The sequence below is a fragment of the Streptomyces sp. AB3(2024) genome (assembly GCF_041862025.1).
Lineage (GTDB): Bacteria > Actinomycetota > Actinomycetes > Streptomycetales > Streptomycetaceae > Streptomyces.
On record NZ_JBGWAB010000018.1, the window covers coordinates 1 to 21,139 of the forward strand.

A 21,139-nucleotide genomic window follows, 5' to 3' on the forward strand; every position below is an offset into this window, starting at 1 on the left:
GCCGCCCACGCCCCGGCCGCCGAGGGCTCCACCGAGGTCCCGGCACAGGCCGGGGCGGCGGAGGCCGCGGCCCGGCAGTGACCACGAAGGGGGGCGGGGGGGGGGGGGGGCGGGCGCCCCCCGCCCCCCCCCCCCCCCCCCCCCCCCCCCGCCCCCCCCCCCCCCCCCCCCCCCCCCCCCCCCCCCCCCCCCGGTAAACGTTTCTGCTGGCCTGGGCCCGATGTCCGGGCTTCAGGACTAGATGTCCTCGTGGGCCACCGCGCGCCGCGCGTCGGCGTCGAGGACGCCCCAGCTGATCAGCTGCTCGGTCAGGACCGAGGGGGACTGGTCGTAGATGACGGCCAGGGTGCGCAGGTCGTCCTGGCGGATCGACAGCACCTTGCCGTTGTAGTCGCCGCGCTGGCTCTGGATGGTCGCCGCGTAGCGCTGGAGCGGGCCGGCCTTCTCGGCGGGGACGCCCGCCAGGCGCTCCAGGTCGAGGCGCAGCTTCGGCGGCGGCTCGGCCGCTCCGCCGGGGGTCGTGCCCGGCAGCAGTTCCTGCACCGGAACCCCGTAGAAGTCCGCCAGCTCGGCGAGACGCTGGACGGTCACGGCGCGGTCCCCGCGCTCGTAGGAGCCGACCACCACGGCCTTCCACCGGCCCTGGGACTTCTCCTCGACACCGTGGAGGGAGAGGCCCTGCTGGGTGCGGATGGCGCGGAGCTTGGCCCCGAGCTGTTTGGCGTATTCGCTGGACATAACGCTCCCGGACGCTGTGACGCTGTGACGACATGGACGACGGGCTGCATGGATGACATGCGGGGCCGTCGCGCGGCTGGTAACTCACTGTGAGGTTACGCAGCGTTACGTGGATGCGTCAAGCCGAATGGTCTTCGCCGCCCACTGACGAGGGCTCCGCGGGACCCCGCGTGCGGGGCCGGGCGCAGGGTCCTGGTACCGTGGACGGCGTACGTCAGACGTCCTTTAAGGTCCGTCCCGTGAGGCGGAGAAGGAGGTCCTTTTCATGGACAGCCAGACTTCTCAGATTTCTGAAGACGGCGGTCGGAACGCCGGCGAAGCAATGCGCCCCGTGCTGGAGGCGCAGGACATCGCCCGGGTCCTGACCCGCATCGCCCACGAGATCGTCGAACGCGCCAAGGGCGCCGACGACGTGGTGCTCCTCGGCATTCCCACCCGCGGCGTGTTCCTCGCCGAGCGGCTGGCGGCCAAGCTCGAAGAGATCACCGGCACGAAGATCCCGGTCGGATCCCTCGACATCACCATGTACCGCGACGACCTGCGCCTGAAGCCCGCCCGGGCGATCGGCCGCACGGAGATCCCCGGCGACGGCATCGACGGCCGTCTGGTGATCCTCGTCGACGACGTGCTCTTCTCCGGCCGCACCATCCGCGCCGCCCTCGACGCCCTCGGCGACATCGGCCGGCCCCGCGCCGTACAGCTCGCGGTCCTCGTCGACCGCGGCCACCGGGAGCTCCCGATCCGCGCCGACTACGTCGGCAAGAACCTCCCCACGTCGCTGCGGGAGACCGTCAAGGTCCAGCTCCAGGAGGAGGACGGCCGCGACGCCGTGCTGCTCGGCCAGCGGACCGACCAGGCCTCCGGGCAGTAGCCCCTCCGGGTGCCGGACCCCTTCGCGGGGTCCGCGCCGCAGCCTGCCCTGCCCGCATCCAGTCAGTCCTCCCGCCTGCCCTCCCGACTTACGGAGTAACCGGATGAAGCGCCACCTCATCTCGGCCGCCGACCTCACGCGCGACGACGCCGTCCTCATCCTCGACACCGCCGAGGAGATGGCCCGCGTCGCGGACCGGCCGATAAAGAAGCTGCCCACCCTCCGCGGCCGCACCATCTGCAACCTCTTCTTCGAGGACTCCACCCGCACCCGGATCTCCTTCGAAGCCGCCGAGAAGCGCCTGTCCGCCGACGTGATCAACTTCGCGGCCAAGGGCTCCAGCGTCTCCAAGGGCGAGTCCCTCAAGGACACGGCCCAGACCCTGGAGGCCATGGGCGTCGACGCGGTCGTCATCCGCCACCACGCCTCCGGCGCGCCCTACCGCCTCGCCAACTCCGGCTGGATCGACGCCCCCGTCATCAACGCGGGCGACGGCACCCACCAGCACCCCACCCAGGCCCTGCTCGACGCCTTCACCATGCGCCGCCGCCTGGTCGGCCGGGACGCCGGCCTCGGCAAGGGCCTCGACGGCCGCCGGATCACCCTCGTCGGCGACGTCCTGCACAGCCGCGTGGCCCGTTCCAACGTGGACCTGCTGCACACCCTCGGCGCCGAGGTCACCCTGGTGGCCCCGCCCACCCTGGTGCCCGTCGGCGTGGAGACCTGGCCCTGCGAGATCTCGTACAGCCTCGACGACGTGCTGGCGAAGTCCGACGCGGTCATGATGCTGCGTGTGCAGCGCGAGCGGATGAACGCCGCCTTCTTCCCGACCGAGCGCGAGTACTCGCGCCGCTACGGCCTGGACGCCGCCCGGATGGCGCGGATGCCGGAGCACGCCATCGTCATGCACCCCGGCCCGATGGTCCGCGGCATGGAGATCACCGCCGAGGTCGCCGACTCCGACCGCTGCACCGTCATCGAGCAGGTCGCCAACGGCGTCTCCATCCGCATGGCCGTCCTGTACCTGCTGCTCGGAGGATCCGAGCCCGCCGTCACCACCACCGCAGCCCCGCGCACCGAGGAGACCAAGTAAAGATGAGCAAGATCCTTATTCGTGGCGCGAAGGTGCTCGGTGGCGAGGCGCAGGACGTCCTGATCGACGGCGAGACCATCGCGGAGGTCGGCAGCGGCCTGTCCGCCGAGGGCGCGACCGTCATCGAGGCGGAGGGCCTGACCCTGCTCCCGGGCCTCGTCGACCTGCACACGCACCTGCGCGAGCCCGGCCGCGAGGACTCCGAGACCGTCCTGACCGGCACCCGCGCCGCCGCCTCCGGCGGCTACACCGCCGTCTTCGCCATGGCCAACACCTTCCCGGTCGCCGACACCGCCGGCGTCGTCGAGCAGGTCTGGCGCCTGGGCAAGGAGTCCGGGTACTGCGACGTGCAGCCCATCGGCGCCGTCACGGTCGGCCTGGAGGGCAAGAAGCTCTCCGAGCTGGGCGCCATGCACGAGTCCGCCGCCCGCGTCACCGTCTTCTCCGACGACGGCAAGTGCGTGGACGACGCCGTGATCATGCGCCGTGCCCTGGAGTACGTGAAGGCCTTCGGCGGCGTCGTCGCCCAGCACGCCCAGGAGCCCCGCCTCACCGAGGGCGCCCAGATGAACGAGGGCGTCGTCTCCGCCGAGCTCGGCCTCGGCGGCTGGCCCGCCGTCGCCGAGGAGTCGATCATCGCCCGCGATGTCCTCCTCGCCGAGCACGTCGGTTCCCGGGTGCACATCTGCCACCTCTCCACCGCCGGCTCCGTCGAGATCGTCCGCTGGGCCAAGTCCCGCGGCATCGACGTCACCGCCGAGGTCACCCCGCACCACCTGCTCCTCACCGACGAGCTCGTCCGCTCGTACAACCCGGTCTACAAGGTCAACCCGCCGCTGCGCACCGAGCGCGACGTGATGGCCCTGCGCGAGGCGCTCGCCGACGGCACGATCGACATCGTCGCCACCGACCACGCCCCGCACCCGCACGAGGACAAGGACTGCGAGTGGGCCGCCGCCGCCATGGGCATGGTGGGCCTGGAGACCGCGCTCTCCGTCGTCCAGCAGACGATGGTGGAGACGGGCCTGCTCGACTGGGCGGGCGTCGCCGACCGGATGTCCGCCGCGCCGGCGCGCATCGGCGGGCTCTCCGGCCACGGCCGTCCCGTCTCGGCTGGTGAACCCGCCAACCTGACGCTGGTCGATACCTCGTACCGTGGTGCTGTGGACCCCGCACACTTCGCCTCCCGCAGCCGCAACACGCCTTACGAGGGCCGTGAGCTGCCGGGGCGCGTCACTCACACCTTCCTGCGGGGCCGGGCAACGGTCGTGGACGGGAAACTGGCGTGACACCTGCAGTAATCCAACTGGCCGCCGAGGCCGCCGAACGACAGTCGGCGGAGGTGACGGACTGGGGCGCCCGCATCGCGTGGGTGATCGGTCTGCTCGTCTTCATCGCGTTCGTGTACTGGCTGATGCGGCAGGGCTGGAAATGGCGCGGGGCCCTGCAGAGCGATCTGCCGGAGCTCCCCGCCGCCCCCGGCGGTCTCCCCGAGCACCGGCTGGCCCTGACCGGCCGGTACCACGGGTCCACCACGGCCGGGCAGTGGCTCGACCGGATCGTCGCCCACGGTCTGGGGGTGCGCAGCCGGGTGGAGCTCACGCTCACCGACGCGGGCCTCGACGTGGTCCGTCCGGGTGCCACCGACTTCTTCGTACCGGCCGCGCAGCTGCGCGGCGCCCGCCTCGACAAGGGAATCGCGGGCAAGGTACTCACCGAGGGCGGTCTCCTCGTCGTCACCTGGGCGCACGGCGACAAGCTGATCGACTCCGGATTCCGCTCCGACCGCGCGGCCGAACACGCCGCCTGGGTCGAAGCGATCAACCTCATGAACCCATCCATCACGACGGAAGGCGCCGAACGATGACGACCTCCACCAGGGGAGCAGCCAAAGCTCCCGCCGTACTCGTCCTGGAGGACGGTCGGATCTTCCGCGGCCGCGCCTACGGCGCTGTGGGGGAGACCTTCGGCGAGGCCGTGTTCTCCACCGGCATGACCGGCTACCAGGAGACCCTCACCGACCCGTCGTACCACCGGCAGGTCGTCGTGATGACCGCCCCGCACGTGGGCAACACCGGCGTCAACGACGAGGACCCCGAGTCCTCCCGCATCTGGGTGTCCGGCTACGTGGTCCGCGACCCCGCCCGCGTCCCCTCCAACTGGCGCGCGCAGCGCTCGCTGGACGAGGAGCTGGTCAAGCAGGGCGTCGTCGGGATCTCCGGCATCGACACCCGCGCCCTGACCCGCCACCTGCGCGAGCGCGGCGCCATGCGCGTCGGCATCTTCTCCGGCGACGCCGTCGCCGACGACGCCGCGCTGCTGGCGCGCGTCCTGGAAGCCCCCCAGATGAAGGGTGCGAACCTCTCCGCTGAGGTCGCCACCAAGGAGGCCTACGTCGTCCCCGCCATCGGTGAGAAGAAGTTCACCGTGGCCGCCGTCGACCTCGGCATCAAGGGCATGACCCCGCACCGGATGGCCGAGCGCGGCATCGAGGTGCACGTCCTGCCCGCCACCTCCACCGTCGAGGACGTCTACGCGGTCTCCCCGGACGGCGTGTTCTTCTCCAACGGCCCCGGCGACCCGGCCACCGCCGATCACGCGGTCTCCGTCATGCAGGGCGTGCTGGAGCGCAAGACCCCGCTCTTCGGCATCTGCTTCGGCAACCAGATCCTCGGCCGCTCGCTGGGCTTCGGCACCTACAAGCTGAAGTACGGCCACCGCGGCATCAACCAGCCGGTGCAGGACCGCACCACCGGCAAGGTCGAGATCACCGCGCACAACCACGGCTTCGCTGTGGACGCGCCCCTCGACAAGGTCTCGGACACCGCCTACGGGCGCGCCGAGGTCTCGCACGTCTGCCTGAACGACAACGTCGTGGAGGGCCTCCAGCTGCTCGACCAGCCGGCCTTCTCCGTCCAGTACCACCCCGAAGCGGCAGCCGGCCCGCACGACGCCGCGTACCTCTTCGACCGCTTCGTAAATCTGATGGAGGCCGAGCGTGCCTAAGCGCACCGATATCCAGTCCGTCCTGGTCATCGGCTCCGGCCCGATCGTCATCGGCCAGGCCGCCGAGTTCGACTACTCCGGCACCCAGGCCTGCCGCATCCTCAAGGCCGAGGGCCTGCGGGTCATCCTGGTGAACTCCAACCCGGCGACGATCATGACCGACCCGGAGATCGCCGACGCCACGTACGTCGAGCCGATCACCCCCGAGTTCGTCGAGAAGATCATCGCGAAGGAGCGCCCCGACGCGCTGCTCCCGACCCTCGGCGGCCAGACCGCGCTCAACACCGCGATCTCCATGCACGAGCAGGGTGTGCTGGAGAAGTACGGCGTCGAGCTCATCGGCGCCAACGTCGAGGCCATCAACAAGGGCGAGGACCGCGACCTCTTCAAGGGCGTCGTCGAGGCCGTCAAGGCCAAGATCGGCTACGGCGAGTCCGCCCGCTCGGTCATCTGCCACACGATGGACGACGTCATCGCCGGCGTCGACACCCTCGGCGGCTACCCCGTCGTCGTGCGCCCCTCCTTCACCATGGGCGGCGCCGGCTCCGGCTTCGCCCACGACGAGGACGAGCTGCGCCGCATCGCCGGCCAGGGCCTCACGCTCTCCCCGACCACCGAGGTGCTCCTGGAGGAGTCCATCCTCGGCTGGAAGGAGTACGAGCTGGAGCTGATGCGCGACACCAAGGACAACGTGGTCGTCGTCTGCTCCATCGAGAACTTCGACCCGATGGGCGTCCACACCGGCGACTCCATCACCGTCGCCCCGGCGATGACCCTCACCGACCGCGAGTACCAGCGCCTGCGCGACATCGGCATCGCGATCATCCGCGAGGTCGGCGTCGACACCGGCGGCTGCAACATCCAGTTCGCGATCGACCCGGTCGACGGCCGCGTCATCGTCATCGAGATGAACCCGCGCGTCTCGCGCTCCTCGGCGCTCGCGTCGAAGGCCACCGGCTTCCCGATCGCCAAGATCGCCGCCAAGCTGGCCATCGGCTACACGCTCGACGAGGTCCCCAACGACATCACCGAGAAGACCCCGGCCTCCTTCGAGCCGTCCCTCGACTACGTCGTCGTCAAGGCCCCGCGCTTCGCATTCGAGAAGTTCCCGCTCGCCGACTCCACCCTCACCACCACCATGAAGTCGGTGGGCGAGGCCATGGCCATCGGCCGCAACTTCACCGAGGCCCTCCAGAAGGCCCTGCGCTCCCTGGAGAAGAAGGGCTCGCAGTTCACCTTCGTCGGCCCCGTCGGCGACAAGGACGAGCTCCTCGCCACCGCCGTACGCCCCACCGACGGCCGTATCAACACCGTCATGCAGGCCATCCGCGCCGGCGCCACCCAGGAAGAGGTCTTCGAGTCCACGAAGATCGACCCCTGGTTCGTCGACCAGCTCTTCCTGATCAAGGAGATCGCCGACGAGCTGGCCGCCGCCGAGAAGCTCCACCCCGAGCTGCTCGCCGAGGCCAAGCGCCACGGCTTCTCCGACGCCCAGATCGCCGAGATCCGCGGCCTGCGCGAGGACGTCGTCCGCGAGGTCCGCCACGCGCTCGGCGTCCGCCCGGTCTACAAGACGGTCGACACCTGCGCCGCCGAGTTCGCCGCGAAGACCCCGTACTTCTACTCGTCCTACGACGAGGAGTCCGAGGTCGCCCCGCGCACCAAGCCCGCGGTGATCATCCTGGGCTCCGGCCCGAACCGCATCGGCCAGGGCATCGAGTTCGACTACTCCTGCGTCCACGCCTCCTTCGCCCTCAGCGACGCCGGCTACGAGACCGTGATGGTCAACTGCAACCCGGAGACCGTCTCGACGGACTACGACACCTCCGACCGCCTGTACTTCGAGCCGCTGACGCTCGAAGACGTGCTGGAGATCGTCCACGCCGAGTCGCTGGCCGGCCCCATCGCCGGTGTCGTCGTCCAGCTCGGCGGCCAGACCCCGCTGGGCCTCGCCCAGGCCCTCAAGGACAACGGCGTCCCGGTCGTCGGCACCCCGCCGGAGGCCATCCACGCCGCCGAGGACCGCGGCGCCTTCGGCCAGGTCCTGGCCGAGGCGGGCCTGCCCGCCCCCAAGCACGGCACCGCCACCACCTTCGCGGGCGCGAAGGCGATCGCGGACGAGATCGGCTACCCGGTCCTCGTGCGCCCGTCCTACGTGCTCGGCGGCCGCGGCATGGAGATCGTCTACGACGAGACCCGCCTGGAGTCGTACATCGCGGAGTCCACCGAGATCTCCCCGACCCGCCCCGTCCTGGTCGACCGCTTCCTCGACGACGCGATCGAGATCGACGTGGACGCCCTCTACGACGGCCACGAGCTCTACCTCGGCGGCGTCATGGAGCACATCGAGGAAGCCGGCATCCACTCCGGCGACTCCGCCTGCGCCCTGCCCCCGATCACCCTCGGCGGCTACGACATCAAGCGCCTGCGCGCCTCCACCGAGGCCATCGCCAAGGGCGTCGGCGTCCGCGGCCTGATCAACATCCAGTTCGCGATGGCGGGTGACATCCTCTACGTCCTGGAGGCCAACCCGCGCGCCTCCCGGACCGTCCCCTTCACCTCGAAGGCGACCGCCGTCCCGCTCGCGAAGGCCGCCGCCCGCCTCTCCCTCGGCGCCACCATCGCCGAGCTGCGCGAGGAGGGCATGCTCCCGAAGACCGGCGACGGCGGCACCCTGCCGCTCGACGCGCCGATCTCCGTCAAGGAGGCCGTCATGCCGTGGTCGCGCTTCCGCGACATCCACGGCCGCGGCGTGGACACCGTCCTCGGCCCGGAGATGCGCTCCACCGGCGAGGTCATGGGCATCGACTCCGTCTTCGGCACGGCCTACGCCAAGTCGCAGGCGGGCGCCTACGGCCCGCTGCCCACCAAGGGCCGCGCCTTCATCTCCGTCGCCAACCGCGACAAGCGTTCGATGATCTTCCCGGCGCGCGAGCTCGTCGCCCACGGCTTCGAACTCCTCGCCACCTCGGGCACCGCCGAGGTGCTGCGCCGCAACGGCATCAACGCCACCGTGGTCCGCAAGCTCAGCGAGGGCGAGGGACCCGCCGGCGAGAAGACCATCGTCCAGCTCATCCACGACGGCCAGGTCGACCTGATCGTCAACACCCCGTACGGGACCGGCGGCCGCCTCGACGGCTACGAGATCCGCACGGCGGCCGTGGCGCGCAGCGTCCCGTGCCTGACCACGGTCCAGGCGCTCGCCGCCGCCGTCCAGGGCATCGACGCGCTCAACCGCGGTGACGTGGGCGTCCGCTCCCTCCAGGAGCACGCGGAGCACCTGACCGCCGCCCGCGACTGACGACAGGCCCGTACGACGGAGGGGGACCCCGGCGCGCCGACCGCGCGCCGGGTGTCCCCTTCCTCATGAGCGCAGAGGGATCCTCAGGCACCGTGTACAAACTCTTCTTCAACCTCGTCTTCAAGCGGATGGACCCGGAGCAGGCCCACTACACGGCCTTCCGCTGGATCCGCCTCGCCGCCCGCACCCCCGTGCTGCGCACCTTCGTCGCGGCGGCCCTCGCGCCCCGGTACGAGGGGCTCCGCACCGAGGCCCTCGGCCTGCGGATGCACGGCCCCTTCGGGCTCGCGGCCGGCTTCGACAAGAACGCCGTCGCCATCGACGGCATGTCCATGCTCGGCTTCGACCACGTCGAGATCGGCACGGTCACCGGACAGGCGCAGCCCGGCAACCCCAAGAAGCGGCTCTTCCGCCTCGTCCCCGACCGCGCCCTGATCAACCGCATGGGCTTCAACAACGAGGGCTCCGCGGCCGTCGCGACCCGCCTCGCCGCCCGCAACCCCGTCTTCCGGACGGTCGTCGGCGTCAACATCGGCAAGACCAAGGTGGTGCCCGAGGAGGAGGCCGCCGCGGACTACGTGCTCTCCACCGAGCGCCTGGCCCGGCACGCCGACTACCTCGTCGTCAACGTCTCCTCGCCGAACACCCCCGGCCTGCGAAACCTCCAGGCCACCGAGTCGCTGCGCCCGCTGCTGACCGCCGTGCGCGAGGCCGCCGACCACGCGGTGACCGGCCGCCGGGTGCCGCTGCTCGTGAAGATCGCCCCCGACCTCGCGGACGAGGACGTCGACGCAGTCGCCGATCTCGCCCTGGAGCTGGGCCTGGACGGCATCATCGCCACCAACACCACCATCGCGCGCGAGGGCCTGGGCCTGAAGTCCGACCCCGCCCTGGTCGGGGAGACCGGCGGGCTGTCCGGCGCGCCCGTCAAGGAACGCTCCCTGGAGGTCCTGCGCCGCCTGTACGCGCGCGTGGGGGACCGGATGGTCCTGGTGGGCGTCGGCGGCATCGAGAACGCCGAGGACGCCTGGCAGCGCATCCTCGCGGGCGCCACCCTGATCCAGGGCTACAGCGCCTTCATCTACGAGGGCCCGTTCTACGCCCGCGCCATCCACAAGGGCCTGGCCGCGCGCCTGGCCGCCAGCCCCTACGCGACCCTCGCCGAAGCGGTGGGCGCCGAGACCCGAAAGGCCGCGCTGTGAGCCCTGTGACCCCCTTCGGTACCCGTCTGCGCGCCGCCATGGACGCGCGGGGCCCGCTGTGCGTGGGCATCGATCCGCACGCCGCCCTGCTGGCCTCCTGGGGCCTGGACGACGACATCGCGGGCCTGGAGCGGTTCTCGCGCACCGTCGTGGAGGCCCTGGCCGACCAGGTGGCGGTCTTCAAGCCGCAGGCGGCCTTCTTCGAGCGCTTCGGCTCGCGCGGTGTCGCGGTGCTGGAGCGGACGGTGGCCGACGCGCGGGCGGCGGGCACGCTGGTGCTGATGGACGCCAAGCGGGGCGACATCGGCTCCACCATGGCCGCGTACGCCTCGGCCTTCCTGGACCCGGCGTCCCCGCTGTTCTCGGACGCGCTGACGGTGTCCCCGTACCTCGGCTACGGCTCGCTGAAGCCGGCCGTGGAGCTGGCACGGGAGTCCGGCGCGGGGCTGTTCGTCCTGGCGCTCACCTCCAACCCGGAGGGCGCGGAGGTCCAGCGGGCGGTCCGCGAGGACGGCCGGACCATCGGGGCGACGATGCTGGCGCACCTGGCCGCCGAGAACGAGGGGGCCGCGCCGATGGGCTCCTTCGGGGCCGTGGTCGGGGCGACGCTGGGCGACCTGTCCTCCTTCGACCTGGACATCAACGGGCCGCTGCTGGCTCCCGGCATCGGCGCGCAGGGCGCGACGGCGGCGGACCTCCCGGCGGTCTTCGGCAAGGCGGTCGGCAACGTCGTCCCGAACGTGTCGCGGGGCGTCCTGAAGCACGGCCCGGACGTGACCGCCCTGCGCGACGCGTCCCGCCGGTTCGCGGACGAGATCCGCGCGGCTGTCGCGGCGTAATCCCCGTCCGGGGCCACGCCCGCGAACACCTCGGCACGGACACATGGCACGGCTTGACGAAATTCGAACGTCTTTCCCCGGACAAAACCGGGGTAGTTTGTCCGTGATGTACGGTTCAGTGGAGGCTGACCAGGACTTTTCGTCCGTTCTCGCTGACTGGAGCGGCCATGGCCGCTAGTCTCCGACCAGAGTGAACGAGCAGCGAACGATTTCCTGCGCTGTTCGGGAGCTCGCCCGGCGTGGTGCCCTGGGGCTCCTCGCCGGTCCGTATCCGACAGTTCGACATCCGAGGTGACGTAGGCGTGGCTCTTCCGCCCCTTACCCCTGAACAGCGCGCAGCAGCGCTCGAAAAGGCCGCCGCGGCTCGCCGGGAGCGGGCCGAGGTGAAGAATCGACTCAAGCATTCCGGCGCCTCGCTCCATGACGTCATCAAGATGGGCCAGGAGAACGACGTCATCGGCAAGATGAAGGTCTCCGCCCTTCTGGAGTCGCTGCCCGGCGTGGGCAAGGTCCGCGCCAAGCAGATCATGGAGCGCCTCGGCATCTCCGAGTCCCGGCGTGTCCGAGGTCTCGGTTCCAACCAGATCGCCTCTCTGGAGCGTGAGTTCGGCGGTAGCGGCGCCTGAGGCGTCGCCCGAAGTTCTCCCGGCGTTCTCAGGCAGTCCCGAGAACCTGGATAATCGCTCTATGGCAGCAGAGGTTCGTCCGCGGCTGACCGTGCTCTCCGGCCCTTCTGGGGTCGGCAAGAGCACGGTCGTCGCGCATATGCGCAAGGTTCACCCCGAGGTATGGCTCTCGGTGTCGGCCACCACCCGCAAGCCGCGGCCCGGTGAGCGACACGGAGTCCACTACTTCTTCGTCAACGACGACGAGTTCGACAAGCTGATCGCCAACGGCGAGCTGCTGGAGTGGGCCGAATTCGCGGGCAACCGCTACGGCACGCCCCGCGGCGCGGTGCTGGAACGCCTGGACAACGGCGAACCGGTGCTGCTGGAGATCGACCTCCAGGGCGCCCGGCTCGTCCGCGAGTCCAAGCCCGACGCCCAGCTGGTCTTCCTGGCACCGCCCAGCTGGGACGAACTGGTCCGCCGGCTCACCGGCCGCGGTACCGAATCCCCCGAGGTGATCGAGCGCAGGCTCGACTCCGCCAAGATCGAACTGGCTGCCGAGTCCGAGTTCGACACCACCCTGGTCAACACCTCCGTCGAGGACGTGGCGCGTGAGCTGCTAGCCTTGATGAAAGTTGTTTGATCGTTGATCGATGTCATGTCGATTGATGTTTGATCTTTCACCCATCTTCGGAAGGTAGAGCGTGTCCTCTTCCATCACTGCGCCCGAGGGCATCATCAACCCGCCGATCGACGAGCTGCTCGAGGCCACGGACTCGAAGTACAGCCTCGTGATCTACGCGGCCAAGCGCGCGCGTCAGATCAACGCGTACTACTCGCAGCTCGGCGAGGGCCTGCTTGAGTACGTCGGCCCGCTGGTGGACACCCACGTCCACGAGAAGCCGCTTTCGATCGCGCTGCGCGAGATCAACGCGGGCCTGCTGACCTCCGAGGCCATCGAGGCCCCGGCCCAGTAAGGCGCGGAACATTCTCTTCACCACAGGCCCGGCAGAACATCTGCCGGGCCTGTGGTGTGTCATAGGTGGCGTAGACGATTCCGAACGGGGAGCGAGTGGTGGACAAGCCGGGTAGGCCGAAGGTCGTGCTGGGGGTCAGCGGCGGGATCGCCGCGTACAAGGCCTGCGAGCTGCTGCGCCGGCTGACGGAGTCGGGGCACGACGTCCGGGTGGTGCCCACGGCCGCCTCCCTGAACTTCGTCGGCGAGGCCACCTGGTCCGCGCTCTCCGGGAACCCGGCCTCCACCGAGGTCTGGGAGAGCGTCCACGAGGTGCCCCACGTGCGCATCGGGCAGGGCGCCGACCTCGTCGTCGTCGCCCCCGCCACCGCCGACATGCTGGCCAAGGCCGCCCACGGGCTCGCCGACGACCTGCTCACGAACACCCTGCTCACCGCCCGCTGCCCGGTGGTCTTCGCCCCCGCGATGCACACCGAGATGTGGGAGCACCCCGCCACGCAGGAGAACGTCGCCACGCTGCGCCGCCGCGGCGCCGTCGTGATCGAGCCCGCCGTGGGCCGGCTCACCGGCAAGGACACCGGCAAGGGCCGGCTGCCCGACCCCGAGGAGATCTACGAGGTCTGCCGCCGGGTCCTGGCGCGCGGTGCGGCCGGGCCCGACCTGGCCGGACGCCACGTGGTGATCAGCGCCGGCGGCACCCGGGAGCCGCTCGATCCCGTCCGCTTCCTCGGCAACCGCTCCTCCGGCAAGCAGGGGTACGCCCTCGCCCGCACGGCCGCCGCGCGCGGGGCCCGGGTCACCCTCGTCGCGGCCAACACCGCGCTCGCGGACCCGGCCGGAGTGGACGTCGTACGCGTGGGGACCGCCCTCCAGCTGCGCGAGGCTGTGCTGAAGGCGGCCGCCGACGCCGACGCCGTGGTGATGGCGGCGGCGGTGGCCGACTTCCGGCCGGCCCGGTACGCCGACGGCAAGATCAAGAAGAAGGACGGACAGGAGCCCGAGCCCGTCGCCCTCGTGCGCAACCCCGACGTGCTCGCGGAGATCTCCGCCGACCGGGCCCGGGAGGGCCAGATCGTCGTCGGTTTCGCCGCCGAGACCGACGACGTGCTCGCCAACGGCCGGGCCAAGCTCCGCCGCAAGCGATGTGACCTTCTCGTGGTCAACGAGGTCGGCGAGAGCAAGACCTTCGGTTCGGAGGAGAATGAGGCTGTAGTCCTGGCCTCCGATGGCGTGGAGACTCCCGTACTCCATGGTCCGAAGGAGGTTCTGGCGGACGTGATTTGGGACCGGGTGGTGGGGCTCCTCGCGACCCGGGACGGCTCCAGAAGCGCCTGAGCGTCGCTCTTCTCGGAGGCAAATCCGTGCGTCAGAATGGAGTGCCGCAGGTCACATGGCTCCCATAAGGCGAGACAGGTGGTCCGGCGAACGGTGGCGACCGATAAACTGCAACCTGGAACGTGATCGGGCGCAGCCCCCGGTGTGGTTCCGCCAAATGATCAGCCAGCAGCCGCTGCAACCCCAGGGAGCGTTGTGTCCCGTCGCTTGTTCACCTCGGAGTCCGTCACCGAGGGTCACCCCGACAAGATCGCTGACCAGATCAGCGACACGATCCTCGACGCGCTCCTCACCGAGGACCCGACCTCGCGTGTGGCCGTGGAGACTCTCATCACCACCGGTCTCGTCCACATCGCGGGCGAGGTGACCACGAAGGCGTACGCGCCGATCGCGCAGCTCGTCCGCGACAAGATCCTCGAGATCGGCTACGACTCGTCCAAGAAGGGCTTCGACGGCGCCTCCTGCGGCGTGTCGGTGTCCATCGGCGCGCAGTCCCCCGACATCGCCCAGGGCGTGGACACCGCGTACGAGCAGCGCGTCGAGGGTGACGAGGACGAGCTCGACAAGCAGGGCGCCGGCGACCAGGGCCTGATGTTCGGCTACGCCTGCGACGAGACGCCCGAGCTGATGCCGCTCCCGATCCACATCGCGCACCGCCTCTCGAAGCGGCTGTCCGAGGTCCGCAAGAACGGGACCATCCCGTACCTGCGCCCCGACGGCAAGACCCAGGTCACCATCGAGTACGACGGCGACAAGGCCGTGCGCCTGGACACCGTCGTGGTGTCCTCGCAGCACGCCGCGGACATCGACCTGGACTCGCTGCTCGCCCCGGACATCCGCGAGTTCGTCGTGGAGCACGTGCTGGCGCAGCTCGTCGAGGACGGCATCAAGCTGGACACCGAGGGCTACCGGCTGCTGGTGAACCCGACCGGCCGCTTCGAGATCGGCGGCCCGATGGGCGACGCCGGCCTCACCGGCCGCAAGATCATCATCGACACCTACGGCGGCATGGCCCGCCACGGTGGCGGCGCCTTCTCGGGCAAGGACCCGTCGAAGGTCGACCGCTCCGCCGCGTACGCGATGCGCTGGGTCGCCAAGAACGTGGTCGCCGCCGGTCTTGCCGCGCGCTGCGAGGTCCAGGTCGCGTACGCCATCGGCAAGGCCGAGCCCGTCGGCCTCTTCGTCGAGACCTTCGGCACGCACAAGGTCGACGTCCAGAAGATCGAGGACGCCATCGGCGAGGTCTTCGACCTGCGCCCGGCCGCGATCATCCGCGACCTCGACCTGCTGCGCCCGATCTACGCCCAGACCGCCGCCTACGGCCACTTCGGCCGCGAGCTGCCGGACTTCACCTGGGAGCGCACCGACCGCGTCGACGCCCTGCGCGCCGCCGCCGGTCTGTAAACGCCGCCGCACGCGACGAACGGCCCCGGACCTCCAGGTCCGGGGCCGTTCGCTGTCAGTGGTCTTTGGTAAGAATGCCTGTGTGAGCAGCGCGAACGATTCCCCGCCGGAGCAGCTCGCACTGATCCGGGAGATGGTCGCCGAGGCGAAGGCCAAGGCGCCCAAGGCCAAACCGCGGACCTGGCGCGGGGCCGCGGTCGCCGAGGAGCTGCCCGTCGCCCGGGTCCTCGTGAACAAGGGCGTGCTCCACCTCGACCGGCTCTTCGACTACGCGGTGCCCGCGGAGCTCGCGGAGACCGCCCGGCCCGGCGTCCGCGTCCGGGTCCGCTTCGGCGCCGGCTCCCACCGCGTGCACGGCGGCCGCCGTGAGGGCGGCGGGCTCATCGACGGCTTCATCGTGGAGCGGCGGGCCGAGTCCGACTACAACGGGGCGCTGGCCGCCCTGGCCCAGGTGGTCTCGCCCGAGGTGGTCCTCTCTCCGCCCGTGCTGGCCCTCGCCCGCGCCGTCGCCGACCGGTACGCGGGCAGCCTGGCCGATGTCCTCCAGCTCGCCCTGCCCGCGCGCAGCGCCCGCGCCGAGGCCAAGCCCTCGCCCGAACCGCTGCCCCCGCCGCCCGTGCCCGAGCCCGGCGGCTGGACCCGGTACGGCGCCGGGCCCGCGTTCCTGCGGGCCCTCGCCACCGGCGGGGCCCCCCGCGCGGTGTGGACCGCCCTGCCCGGCCCCGGCTGGGCCGGGGAACTGGCCCGTGCCATGGCAGCGACCCTCGCCTCCGGCCGGGGCGCCCTGGCCGTGGTCCCGGACGGGCGCACCGCGGCCCGGGTCGACGCCGCCCTCACCGAACTGCTCGGCGAGGGGCGCCACGCCCTGCTGACGGCCGAGTCCGGGCCCGAGAAGCGCTACCGGCAGTGGCTCGCGGTGAGCCGGGGCTCGGTGCGCGCGGTCGTCGGCACCCGGGCCGCGATGTTCGCCCCCGTGCGCGACCTCGGGCTGGTGGCGATCTGGGACGACGGGGATTCCAGCCACAGCGACGACCACGCCCCCTTCCCGCACGTCCGCGAGGTCCTGGAGCTGCGTGCCGTCACCGACGGCTGCGCCTTCCTGGCCGGCGGCACCAGCTGCACGGTGGAGGCCGCCCAGCTCGTCGAGACGGGCTGGGCCCGCCCGCTCGTGGCCGACCGGGAGACGGTGCGCTCCGTCGCCCCCCGCATCCGTACCGTCGGCGACGAACTGCTGGCGCGCGACGGGGCGGCCCGCGCGGCCCGGCTGCCGAGCCTCGCCTGGGAGACCGTCCGGGAGGGCCTGAAGAGCGGGCCGGTCCTGGTCCAGGTGCCGCGGCGCGGTTACGCGCCCCGGCTCGCCTGCGAGCGCTGCCGGACCCCCGCCCGCTGCACCGTGTGCGCCGGGCCGCTGGAGGCCCCCGACGAGCGGGACCTGCACTGCGGCTGGTGCGGCCGGGCCGAGAGCGCCTGGCACTGCCAGGAGTGCGGGTCCTTCCGGCTCCGCGCCCAGGTGGTGGGCGCGCGGCGCACCGCCGAGGAGCTGGGCCGGGCCTTCCCCGCCGTGCCCGTACGGACTTCCGGGCGCGACCACGTGCTGGACGAGGTGCCGGACCGCCCGGCACTGGTGGTCTGCACCCCGGGGGCCGAGCCGGTCGCCGCGGGCGCGGGGTACGCGGCGGCGCTGCTGCTGGACGGCTGGGCCATGCTGGGCCGGCCCGACCTGCGGGCGGGGGAGGAGGCGCTGCGCCGCTGGATCGCCGCCGCGTCGCTGGTGCGAGGGGAGGGGCAGGTGGTCGTCGTGGCCGAGCCGACGCTGCGGCCCGTGCAGGCGCTGGTGCGCTGGGACCCGGTCGGGCACGCCGTACGGGAACTGGCCGAGCGGGCCCAGCTGGGTTTCCCGCCGGTGTCGCGGATGGCCGCCGTGGCGGGCCGGGGGGAGGCGCTGGAGGCCTTCCTCGGGGCCGTCGAGCTGCCGCCGGACGCGGAGGTCCTGGGACCCGTACCGCTGCCCGGGCGGCGGGGGGAGCCCTCGCCGGGGGAGCGGGCCCTGGTCCGGGTCCCGCCGGGGAGCGGGGCCGCGCTGGCCGCGGCGCTGAAGTCGGCGCAGGCCGCGCGGATGGCGCGGGGCGTCGCGGCGCCGGATGCGGTCCGGATCCGGATCGACCCGCCGGACATCGGCTGAGGCCGGGTGGCGGGGGGCCGCCGGGCGGGGCCGTTCCCCCCGCCCGGCTCTTCGCCCGTTCCCCGGGGCGGGGCCACGGGCCCCGTCCCGGGCGCTGCGCACCCGGTGCGCCCGAACGCCGCGCGGGCTGGAGTCTCGCTGTGCGAATCCAGCCCCGCGCGGCGTCCGGGGCACGGGGTCCTGCGGGGTCGGTGCCGTCGGGGGTCGGCGTCCCGGCGGCGCGGACGGGGTCAGCCGTTGCGGGGTCCCGGGAACGCCGACTGGCGGACTGCCGGGGCGGCGGCGGCCTGGGTGTCCTCGCGCACGGGCTGCGGGGGCACCGACCGGGCCGCCGGGATGGTGGGCAGCGGACCGAGCGTCCGGGTCGTGGTGCCCTCGGCCGGCGGCTCCGCGGACTCGGCGGCCTGCGCGCGGCGTGCCCCGTAGCGGCGGTGCACGGCCTGCTTGGTGACCCCGAGCGCGGAGCCGACCGCGTCCCACGAGAAGCCGAGCGAGCGGTCGAAGTCCACCGCCGCGGTGACCAGCGTCTCGACGCTGTCCCGCAGCTCCTGGGCGAGCCGGACGGTGGGTGCGGGGGCCCTGCCGTAGACGACGAAGCCCGTGGACGGCCCGGAGCGGCGCGGGCGGTACACGTTGCCGAGCTGGGCGGTGAGGGTGCGCAGAGCGTCCACCTGTCGGCGAACCCGCTCGATGTCCCGCACGAGGAGGTGCAGGCTGGCCCGTGCTTGGGCGTCATGAGTGGCGTGGTCGGCCATGAAGAAGCCTCTCGAACCGGTGCTGGAGAGCGGATCGGGCCGCAGACACCGTTCTCGTTCGCGGCCCGTTTCGGTCAATCTGCCTTGACCAACGCGCCATACCGCGATGAAGTCACGCTCCGGGGGCGTGTCGGCATATGCGAGAGGCGCGCGTGTGTGCGTACGCCCCCTCGGCACCGCAGGTGGGCGGGCGGGGGCGGGCCCCATAGACTGGTGCGCTGCTGACAGCCGAGATAGCGAGGTAGGACCCCAGTGAAGCTCGTCTTCGCAGGCACCCCCGAGGTCGCCGTGCCCGCCCTGGACGCCCTGATCGCCTCCGGGCGGCACGAGGTCGCCGCCGTCATCACCCGGCCCGACGCCCCGGCCGGCCGCGGTCGCCGGCTCGTCGCCAGCCCGGTCGCCGAGCGCGCCGAGGAAGCCGGGATCGAGGTGCTCAAGCCGGCGCGGCCGCGCGACGAGGAGTTCCAGGCCCGGCTGCGCGAGATCGGCCCGGACTGCTGCCCGGTCGTCGCCTACGGGGCGCTGATCCCCAAGAGCGCCCTGGACATCCCCGCCCGGGGATGGGTCAACCTGCACTTCTCCCTGCTCCCGGCCTGGCGCGGCGCGGCCCCCGTCCAGCAGTCGATCATGGCGGGGGACCAGGTCACCGGCGCCTCCACCTTCCGCATCGAGGAGGGGCTGGACACCGGCCCCGTCTTCGGGGTGCTCACCGAGGAGATCCGCCCGAGCGACACCAGCGGCGACCTGCTGACCCGGCTCGCCTTCGCCGGCGCCGGACTGCTGTCCGCGACCATGGACGGCATCGAGGACGGCACCCTGCGCGCCGTGCCGCAGCCCGCCGACGGGATCTCGCTCGCGCCGAAGATCACGGTCGAGGACGCGCGCGTCGACTGGAACGCCCCCGCGCTGCGCGCGGACCGCGTGGTGCGCGGCTGCACGCCCGCCCCGGGCGCGTGGACCGTCTTCCGCGGCGAGCGGCTCAAGCTGATCTCCGTCGGGCTCGTCCCCGACCGCACCGACCTCGCGCCGGGCGTGCTGGCCCCCGCCAAGAACAACGTGTACGTCGGCACCGGCTCGCACGCCGTCGAGCTGCTGTGGGTGCAGCCGCAGGGCAAGAAGCCGATGAAGGGCGCCGACTGGGCCCGCGGGGTGCGGATCGCTCCGGGCGAGCGCCTGGGCGCGGCCGACGTAGGCTGATTCCGCGACGGGTCCGCCCCGCGCGGGCCCGGCAGTACCCGTGACCCACCACCGCAGTACCTCGTAACCCCGGAGCACCTTTCACGTGAGCGAACAGCCCCGTCGTCGTCCCGCCGCCGCAGGCGCCGGCAAGCCGTCCGGCAAGCAGGGCGGCCGGCCGGCCAAGCCGTACCGCCGGCCCCAGAAGGACCCCGTCCGGATGCTGGCCTTCGAGGTGCTGCGGGCGGTGGACGAGCGCGACGCCTATGCCAACCTCGTGCTGCCCCCGCTGCTGAAGAAGGCCCGCCAGGACGAGAGCTTCCAGGCGCGCGACGCGGCCCTGGCCACCGAGCTGGTCTACGGCACCCTGCGCCGCCAGGGCACCTACGACGCGGTGATCAAGGCCTGCATCGACCGGCCGCTGCGCGAGGTCGACCCGCCGGTGCTGGACGTGCTCTCGCTCGGCGCCCACCAGCTGCTCGGCACCCGCATCCCCACGCACGCCGCGGTCTCGGCCAGCGTCGAACTGGCCCGCGTGGTGCTCGGTGACGGCCGCGCCAAGTTCGTGAACGCCGTCCTCCGCAAGATCTCCGCGCACGACCTCGACGGCTGGCTGGAGCGGGTCGCCCCGCCGTACGAGGACGACGCCGAGGAACACCTCGCGGTCTACCACTCCCACCCCCGCTGGGTCGTCAGCGCCCTGTGGGACGCCCTGGGCGGCGGCCGCGCCGGGATCGAGGACCTGCTCGAAGCCGACAACGAGCGGCCCGAGGTGACGCTGGTGGCCCGTCCCGGCCGGTCCACGCCCGAGGAGCTGCTGGAGGCCGTCGGCGAGGACTCGGCGCTGCCGGGGCGCTGGTCCCCGTACGCGGTGCGGATGGCCGAGGGCGGCGAGCCGGGCGCGCTGGAGGCCGTCCGCGAGGGACGCGCCGGTGTACAGGACGAGGGCAGCCAGCTGGTGGCGATGGCCCTCGCCGCGGTGCCCGTCGAGGGGCGCGACGCGCGCTGGCTCGACGGCTGTGCGGGTCCCGGCGGCAAGGCGGCGCTGCTGGGCGCGCTGGCCGCGCGGCGCGGAGCCTTCCTGCTGGCCTCCGAGAAGCAGCCGCACCGGGCCCGGCTCGTGGAGCGCGCGCTGGCCGGGAACCCGGGCCCGTACCAGGTCATCGCGGCCGACGGCACCCGGCCCCCGTGGCTGCCGGGGTCCTTCGACCGCGTGCTGGTGGACGTGCCCTGCTCCGGTCTGGGCGCGCTGCGGCGCCGCCCCGAGGCCCGCTGGCGGCGGCGCCCCGAGGACCTGGAGGGCTTCGCGCCGCTCCAGCGCGGGCTGCTGCGCGAGGCGCTCGCCGCGGTGCGCGTCGGCGGCGTCGTGGGATACGCGACCTGCTCCCCGCACCTGGCGGAGACCCGGGTGGTCGTGGACGACGTCCTCAAGGGCCGGGGCGCCGGCGCCTGCGCGGTGTCCGCCGAGCTGATCGATGCCCGCCCCTACATGGAGGGCGTCCCCGCCCTCGGTGACGGCCCCGACGTCCAGCTGTGGCCGCACCTGCACGGCACGGACGCGATGTACCTCGCCCTGCTGCGCCGCACGGCGTAGGCACGCCCCCGGGGGGGGAGGGGTGGGGGGGGGGGTGGCGGCCGGGGGGGAGGGGTTGT

General features: G+C 72.4%; 18 protein-coding genes. 16 read left to right on the top strand and 2 right to left on the bottom strand.

Annotation, left to right across the window (positions count from 1 at the left end; all coding sequences use genetic code 11):
• Positions 1 to 237: 237 nt before the first annotated feature.
• A complete protein-coding gene (bldD, locus tag ACEPPI_RS10460) occupies positions 238 to 738 on the bottom strand; it encodes a transcriptional regulator BldD (RefSeq protein ID WP_007263032.1) in 501 nt (166 codons plus the stop codon).
• Positions 739 to 1,003: 265 nt separating this feature from the next.
• On the opposite strand from bldD, the gene pyrR reads away from it, so the two are divergent.
• From pyrR to ACEPPI_RS10530, 14 genes are all read left to right on the top strand, one after another.
• Complete coding sequence (gene pyrR / locus ACEPPI_RS10465; protein WP_373914957.1) at positions 1,004 to 1,609, top strand: bifunctional pyr operon transcriptional regulator/uracil phosphoribosyltransferase PyrR; 606 nt, start codon at positions 1,004 to 1,006, stop codon at positions 1,607 to 1,609.
• Between the two features lie 103 nt (positions 1,610 to 1,712).
• Positions 1,713 to 2,702 carry an aspartate carbamoyltransferase catalytic subunit gene (locus ACEPPI_RS10470; RefSeq protein WP_373914958.1) on the top strand — a complete coding sequence of 330 codons (990 nt, stop codon included), beginning with the start codon at positions 1,713 to 1,715 and terminating at the stop codon, positions 2,700 to 2,702.
• A 2-nt stretch (positions 2,703 to 2,704) separates the two neighbouring features.
• Positions 2,705 to 3,991: a dihydroorotase gene (locus ACEPPI_RS10475; protein WP_266837906.1), complete on the top strand. Its 1,287-nt coding sequence runs from the start codon at positions 2,705 to 2,707 to the stop codon at positions 3,989 to 3,991.
• Positions 3,988 to 4,569 carry a hypothetical protein gene (locus ACEPPI_RS10480; RefSeq protein WP_266837905.1) on the top strand — a complete coding sequence of 194 codons (582 nt, stop codon included), beginning with the start codon at positions 3,988 to 3,990 and terminating at the stop codon, positions 4,567 to 4,569. The genes ACEPPI_RS10475 and ACEPPI_RS10480 overlap by 4 nt, the downstream gene beginning before the upstream one ends.
• Positions 4,566 to 5,708, top strand: coding sequence for a glutamine-hydrolyzing carbamoyl-phosphate synthase small subunit (gene carA, locus ACEPPI_RS10485; RefSeq protein WP_373914959.1), 1,143 nt, complete (start codon positions 4,566 to 4,568; stop codon positions 5,706 to 5,708). Before ACEPPI_RS10480 ends, carA begins: the two co-directional genes overlap by 4 nt.
• Positions 5,701 to 9,009, top strand: coding sequence for a carbamoyl-phosphate synthase large subunit (gene carB, locus ACEPPI_RS10490; RefSeq protein ID WP_373914960.1), 3,309 nt, complete (start codon positions 5,701 to 5,703; stop codon positions 9,007 to 9,009). Before carA ends, carB begins: the two co-directional genes overlap by 8 nt.
• A 92-nt stretch (positions 9,010 to 9,101) precedes the next feature.
• On the top strand, positions 9,102 to 10,211 hold the full coding sequence (locus ACEPPI_RS10495; protein ID WP_373915013.1) for a quinone-dependent dihydroorotate dehydrogenase: 1,110 nt from the start codon (positions 9,102 to 9,104) through the stop codon (positions 10,209 to 10,211).
• Positions 10,208 to 11,050, top strand: a complete 843-nt coding sequence (gene pyrF, locus ACEPPI_RS10500; RefSeq protein ID WP_266837900.1) for an orotidine-5'-phosphate decarboxylase — start codon at positions 10,208 to 10,210, stop codon at positions 11,048 to 11,050. Before ACEPPI_RS10495 ends, pyrF begins: the two co-directional genes overlap by 4 nt.
• 302 nt (positions 11,051 to 11,352) lie before the next feature.
• Positions 11,353 to 11,676 (top strand): integration host factor, encoded by a 324-nt coding sequence (locus tag ACEPPI_RS10505; protein WP_373914961.1) that lies wholly within the window; start codon positions 11,353 to 11,355, stop codon positions 11,674 to 11,676.
• A 61-nt stretch (positions 11,677 to 11,737) separates the two neighbouring features.
• A complete protein-coding gene (gene gmk, locus ACEPPI_RS10510; RefSeq protein ID WP_030234013.1) occupies positions 11,738 to 12,301 on the top strand; it encodes a guanylate kinase in 564 nt (187 codons plus the stop codon).
• 61 nt (positions 12,302 to 12,362) lie between these two features.
• Positions 12,363 to 12,635, top strand: coding sequence for a DNA-directed RNA polymerase subunit omega (gene rpoZ, locus ACEPPI_RS10515; protein ID WP_004948662.1), 273 nt, complete (start codon positions 12,363 to 12,365; stop codon positions 12,633 to 12,635).
• 98 nt (positions 12,636 to 12,733) lie between these two features.
• Positions 12,734 to 13,969 carry a bifunctional phosphopantothenoylcysteine decarboxylase/phosphopantothenate--cysteine ligase CoaBC gene (coaBC, locus tag ACEPPI_RS10520; protein ID WP_373914962.1) on the top strand — a complete coding sequence of 412 codons (1,236 nt, stop codon included), beginning with the start codon at positions 12,734 to 12,736 and terminating at the stop codon, positions 13,967 to 13,969.
• Positions 13,970 to 14,164: 195 nt separating this feature from the next.
• Complete coding sequence (gene metK, locus ACEPPI_RS10525; protein ID WP_356221221.1) at positions 14,165 to 15,373, top strand: methionine adenosyltransferase; 1,209 nt, start codon at positions 14,165 to 14,167, stop codon at positions 15,371 to 15,373.
• Positions 15,374 to 15,455: 82 nt separating this feature from the next.
• Positions 15,456 to 17,555, top strand: a complete 2,100-nt coding sequence (locus ACEPPI_RS10530) for a primosomal protein N' (protein ID WP_373914963.1) — start codon at positions 15,456 to 15,458, stop codon at positions 17,553 to 17,555.
• A 230-nt stretch (positions 17,556 to 17,785) separates the two neighbouring features.
• On the opposite strand, the gene ACEPPI_RS10535 is transcribed toward ACEPPI_RS10530, so the two are convergent.
• Positions 17,786 to 18,310, bottom strand: a complete 525-nt coding sequence (locus tag ACEPPI_RS10535) for a hypothetical protein (protein WP_373914964.1) — start codon at positions 18,308 to 18,310, stop codon at positions 17,786 to 17,788.
• Between the two features lie 252 nt (positions 18,311 to 18,562).
• On the opposite strand from ACEPPI_RS10535, the gene fmt reads away from it, so the two are divergent.
• Together fmt and ACEPPI_RS10545 are read left to right on the top strand one after the other, a co-directional pair.
• A complete protein-coding gene (gene fmt, locus ACEPPI_RS10540) occupies positions 18,563 to 19,507 on the top strand; it encodes a methionyl-tRNA formyltransferase (RefSeq protein WP_373914965.1) in 945 nt (314 codons plus the stop codon).
• Positions 19,508 to 19,592: 85 nt separating this feature from the next.
• Positions 19,593 to 21,080 (top strand): RsmB/NOP family class I SAM-dependent RNA methyltransferase, encoded by a 1,488-nt coding sequence (locus ACEPPI_RS10545; RefSeq protein ID WP_373914966.1) that lies wholly within the window; start codon positions 19,593 to 19,595, stop codon positions 21,078 to 21,080.
• The last annotated feature ends 59 nt before the right edge of the window (positions 21,081 to 21,139 follow it).

Excerpts from the sequence above, each read along its gene's own strand:
- bldD (WP_007263032.1), bottom strand. The coding sequence starts at position 738 with ATGTCCAGCGAATACGCCAAACAGCTCGGGGCCAAGCTCCGCGCCATC.
- pyrR (WP_373914957.1), top strand. The coding sequence starts at position 1,004 with ATGGACAGCCAGACTTCTCAGATTTCTGAAGACGGCGGTCGGAACGCC.
- ACEPPI_RS10470 (WP_373914958.1), top strand. The coding sequence starts at position 1,713 with ATGAAGCGCCACCTCATCTCGGCCGCCGACCTCACGCGCGACGACGCC.
- ACEPPI_RS10475 (WP_266837906.1), top strand. The coding sequence starts at position 2,705 with ATGAGCAAGATCCTTATTCGTGGCGCGAAGGTGCTCGGTGGCGAGGCG.
- carA (WP_373914959.1), top strand. The coding sequence starts at position 4,566 with ATGACGACCTCCACCAGGGGAGCAGCCAAAGCTCCCGCCGTACTCGTC.
- gmk (WP_030234013.1), top strand. The coding sequence starts at position 11,738 with ATGGCAGCAGAGGTTCGTCCGCGGCTGACCGTGCTCTCCGGCCCTTCT.
- ACEPPI_RS10535 (WP_373914964.1), bottom strand. The coding sequence starts at position 18,310 with ATGGCCGACCACGCCACTCATGACGCCCAAGCACGGGCCAGCCTGCAC.